General features: G+C 39.1%; 4 protein-coding genes. All 4 read left to right on the forward strand.

From position 1 onward, the window contains the following. The coding region (locus tag L5M49_RS24745; RefSeq protein WP_263266979.1) for an IS30 family transposase at positions 1-351 on the forward strand (351 nt) is incomplete at its 5' end. A gap of 23 nt (positions 352-374) precedes the next feature. After that, entirely contained in the window at positions 375-3,050 is a 2,676-nt protein-coding gene (locus tag L5M49_RS24750) for a DEAD/DEAH box helicase (protein ID WP_263266980.1), read from the forward strand. A gap of 151 nt (positions 3,051-3,201) precedes the next feature. Continuing rightward, a complete protein-coding gene (locus L5M49_RS24755) occupies positions 3,202-4,488 on the forward strand; it encodes a hypothetical protein (RefSeq protein ID WP_263266981.1) in 1,287 nt (428 codons plus the stop codon). Between the two features lie 101 nt (positions 4,489-4,589). After that, a partial coding sequence (locus L5M49_RS24760) for a transposase family protein (protein ID WP_263266371.1) occupies positions 4,590-4,746 on the forward strand: 157 nt, incomplete at its 3' end.

Raw genomic sequence — 4,746 nt, forward strand, 5'->3', positions numbered from 1 at the left:
AATTCGAAGTCAGCGGCAGATGTAACGAAAGCGACGATTGAGTTACTGATGCCATATAGGGCGCATGTGCTGACGATAACGGCAGATAATGGACGCGAATTTGCTCACCACCAAGAGATAGCAGAGGCGCTAGATACGCAGGTGTATTTTGCGCACCCTTATCGTTCTTGTGAACGTGGTGCGAATGAAAACGCCAATGGATTACTGCGGCAGTACGTCAAAAAAGGGGTTGATTTGAGGCTAGTGAGTRATGAATTAATCGAATTTGCTCAGAATAGAATTAACTATCGWCCCAAAAAGTGTTTGAAGTTTAAGCAGCCTGCGGTGGTGTTTCACCAGTTAGCTGCTTAATTGTCGAGTGTCGCACTTCGGAGTTGAATTCGGGTGAAAGGACTTTTAAGGTTGGTTTTAAGCCATCAATTCGATCATCTGTTAGCCGAAGAGACATTGATTCCGCTAAGTTAGAGCTACCTTTTGGATTGAAAATAAAGCCATCACAACGCCCTAATTTAGATGCGTTAAATAGACGTTTGCAAAACAATGAAGAACTGACTCGTGCTGTAGATAGAATAGTTAAGCCTGAGCCACAAGAAGTACCAAAAGTGGTGTATCAAGAAACACCAAAAGTGGTAAATCAAGAAACCATAGCAGAACCAGACAATGGCTTTTCGTCATTTGCCGATCTTTTTGTGCAATCACTCACGACATTGGAGTTTAATCCTGCTCAAGATGAGCCTGTATTGGATGATGTCATTACAGAAGAGCTTGATGATTTCAATGGCATAACCACACAACAACTTTGGCAGAGTATTCTCGATACTGAAACAGAGTCTCATCCTAGTATTGAACTGATTGAACTACAAAAGCCTGAAAATCAAGACAAGCAGCTTATATTGCATCATAAGTCAGAGAAAGATCCTTTAGCCTCTTTTCAAAAAGATGATGAAATTGAAGCTCTGCTGATTAATGGCGAAAAAGAAGAGCTGCTAGGCCAGGTACTATTAGGCCCTTCAACTTCGAGTGAAGTGCGTTTAAGTAAGATTAGAAGTCGGGCAATGAGGCTTGAAGAAGATGACATTATTTATTTTAGAAGCAAAGCTGATAAAGCCTCTTTTACCAAGCGAAAAAATGCACTTGAACGTGTTTTAGCTAAAGAAAGCACTATTAGTCATTTAGTAGATTATTTTGAGCCAAAGGGTATTTTATCTCCTATTTACTATGATATTGATGTGACCGATAGTGATTTTGCTCGCTATGATCGAATAGATGATCATGGTAATAAAATTAGCTTAAATAGCCAGCAACGAGATGCGTTTCAAAAGTTAGTTAATTCAGGACCATTATCTCTGCTTCAAGGACCGCCAGGTACAGGAAAAACAGAGTTTATTGCAGCTTTTGTGCATTATCTTGTTGAAAAGCAGCAGGTCAAAAATATATTACTAGTAAGCCAATCTCATGAAGCAGTTAATACCGCTGCCGAAAGGATACGTAAGCACTGTTTAACATTAGATACCCCAATAGATATTGTACGATTTAGTAATCGAGAAGGCGTTGTTTCTGATGGCTTAAAAGATGTTTATTCTAATGCGTTAGTCACCGAAAAGCGTGAGCTCTTTTCTGCTGAAACAACCTATAGAATTGAAGCGTTAAGCCAACCTCTTGGATTAGAATCAGACTATCTATCGGCGATTACTCGAGCTGAGTTTAAAGTCTTTAAGCAACTTGATGAGCTCATGGGGCTGTATGAATCATTAAATGACGGTAAGCAGAGTCAGGTTGATAAAAAGGGACTAACTAAATCTTATGAGCAACTTCGAGTAACAGTGAGTGAAATATTAAAAGCGGATTACGACATCGATATTGACCTTGTTGAGCTTGAAGATGTTAAAAACTTAGTGTGGAAGAAGCTACAAACTGAATTTTCAGTAAGGCCTGATGAGGAAAAGAAAGCGCGTGCATTAGCTAAAGTATCACGTGACATGTTGGAAGCATTGGCGGCCGAACGAGTTAATTATGATGAGTTTTTTGCTCGTTCTCGTCAATTAGTTACCGGCACCTGTGTTGGTATTGGCCAGCATCATATTGGGATCAGTGATAATCAATATGACTGGGTGATAATTGATGAGGCTGCTCGTTCTATCGCTAGTGAGTTAGCGATAGCAATGCAATCAGGTAAACGAGTGTTACTTGTGGGAGATCATAAGCAATTACCACCACTTTATTCTGAGCCACATAAAAAAGCCATCGCAAGAAAGTTAGGTATTGTGGCTAATGACTCTGAAGATTTATTTCAAAGTGACTTTGAGCGAGCTTTTGAATCTGAATACGGCAAGGAAGCTGGGGCAAAACTATTAACTCAATATCGAATGGCAAAGCCTATTGGCGATTTGGTTTCTCAATGCTTCTATAGTGGAGAGCTGGTGACAGGCGAACGTATGATTCCAGATATTTATCAGGACGTGCCTAAAGCGTTACAGAGTGTTGTAACTTGGATTGACACGTCTTTGTTAGGGAAAGCTTCCTATCATGCCAAATGTAAAGGTGAAAGCCTCTCCAATGTTGCAGAAGCGGATGAAATTATTGCTTTGCTTAGAGAGATCGCTGATAACGAAAAGTTTATAACATCTGTGTCAAAAACGGTTAAAGAAAGTGAGCCAGCGATTGGCGTTATTTGTATGTATGGCGAGCAAAAGCGTCTGATCCGTAAAAGATTCAATGAACAATCATGGGATGATGAGTTTAAATCCTTGGTAAAAATAGACACTGTAGATAGTTATCAAGGTAAAGAAAACAGAGTCATTATTCTATCGATTACAAGAAGTTGTACCGATCTTAGTACCGGTTTTTTACGCCTGCCAAACCGTATTAATGTGGCTTTGTCTCGGGCAATGGATAGATTAGTCATTGTAGGTGCAACACATATGTGGCGAGGTAAGAATGCTCATAAGCCTTTAGGAAAGGTGATTGAGTTTATCGAGTCACAAAAATTAGTCTCGAATTATAGTGTATTGAATGCAAAACCAAAGAAGCTTAAGGGAGTAAGAAGGTAATGAATGAGCAATCGAACATAGTTTATAACGAGATTGATTTCCTTATACCTTCCTACCGATTCAATATTCGTTACTCTTATGTAAGCAAGCGTGGTTTATCATTTATTCGTGAATTCGTGAATTCGTGTTGAGGCTCGTACACTTATCACCGATGAAGCCCACTGATATATCGGAGTTTTTAGGGTTAACCGAAAGAGAAGCTAAAGAGGCTATTCGAGATCTTATTGAGAGAGAAGAGTTGGCTTATAACGAGCTTGGACAAGTTGAGTTAACAGTCAAAGCGATTAGTTATTTTTCTGCTTTAGGTGAGTCTCCTCAAGTGAGTGATATCGTTACGAGTAATACGATACTTGGATATGAAGCATTGGGATTTAATTGTGTATCGACTCATAGTAAGCGTTTAAATGATAAATGGACTTGCGGACTTAGAGTTGACGCAAAAAGTGAACACATTGCCAACAGAACTAAATTAGTCGGGAAGGCTTTTCAGCGTCAATTTCATAGTTTGCTCGATAAAGAGATGATTACTAATGTTCGTCAACCAGAAGGGGCTGGCCAACCAAGTGTTTATAAAATTGATTCGCTAAATCAAATTGGAATAGAACCATTCCGAGTTAAGCTTGGTTTTACTATGGACAGACAAGGTGTTGCTATTGAAATTGATGAGATTGAGCAATTAGAAGCAGATGAACTTGTTTTGGACGGCATTCGGCAGGTTATCGCTAGTAGCCAGACTAGCAATAATTTAAGGGAAATCGTCTTAGCAATTGAATCACTAGGTGATATGAATACTGGGTCGTTAATTACTGAACAAGGGCTTAATATTGATAAGTTTTTTTCCTTGGTACAATCTCCTAGCGCAGATAATGGTGATTTTATTCCTTTAGTTGGTTCGATATACACCCGAGATAATTGGCAAAAATTTAGCGAGCAACTTAATTTTGTAAAAAACAAACTAGCTGGAAAACATCAAGAAGGCATTAAGTCGCTTACTTGGCTTGCTCCTAGTGAAGGGCTATGGGGAGTAAATAGTTATCTTCCGAGTTGTTTTGAGTCTTTAATTGAGGGTTCAAAGAGCAAAGGTAAAAAACCGAAAACGCTATATCAACCTACATTATTCGTCCCTGTGACATCGAAGCACGATAAGTATGGTTGTAAGCGATGGAAAGACGATTTTGCTATAAATCTCGACTACGTGAATGGGTATGTTGCAGGTTTTTTAGGCGGTGCAGTAGAAGTTGTTTTACTTGAGGATGAGTTGGTTGCGGTCACTTATTACATTAGCTTGCCAGAAATCTATCCCGTTCCAATACCTATTGGATTTATAAGCAAAAACAAAGTATTAATTGAAAGAGTAGCAAGTGAGCTCTATCCATATTTAGATTCTTTATATGATAGTGAAAATAGACGGAATTTAGGGGCTATTTCAAAATTATGACCTACACAGAAGACAGGGCGGGATCATACTTTGTTAACAGTAGGGAACTTCTTCCTATCTGCATGATCTGATCGGGCATGTTATTCTACTGAGCCTAATCCATGTCCTTATTTGAACACTTGAAACTCATCGAAGACCCTCGCTCTCACATCAACCTAGACCATGATTTAGTTGATATTATTTTTCTTGTTTTAGCCGCAATCGCTTCAGGTTGTGATGGCTGGCAAGCTATTGAAGAATTCGGCCAAGAGAATCTAT

This window comes from Shewanella sp. SM74, from assembly GCF_025653725.1.
Classification (GTDB): Bacteria; Pseudomonadota; Gammaproteobacteria; order Enterobacterales; family Shewanellaceae; genus Shewanella; species Shewanella oncorhynchi.

Bases quoted from the DNA above. Each gene is read 5' to 3' on its own strand.
- L5M49_RS24755 (WP_263266981.1), top strand. From the start codon at position 3,202: ATGAAGCCCACTGATATATCGGAGTTTTTAGGGTTAACCGAAAGAGAA.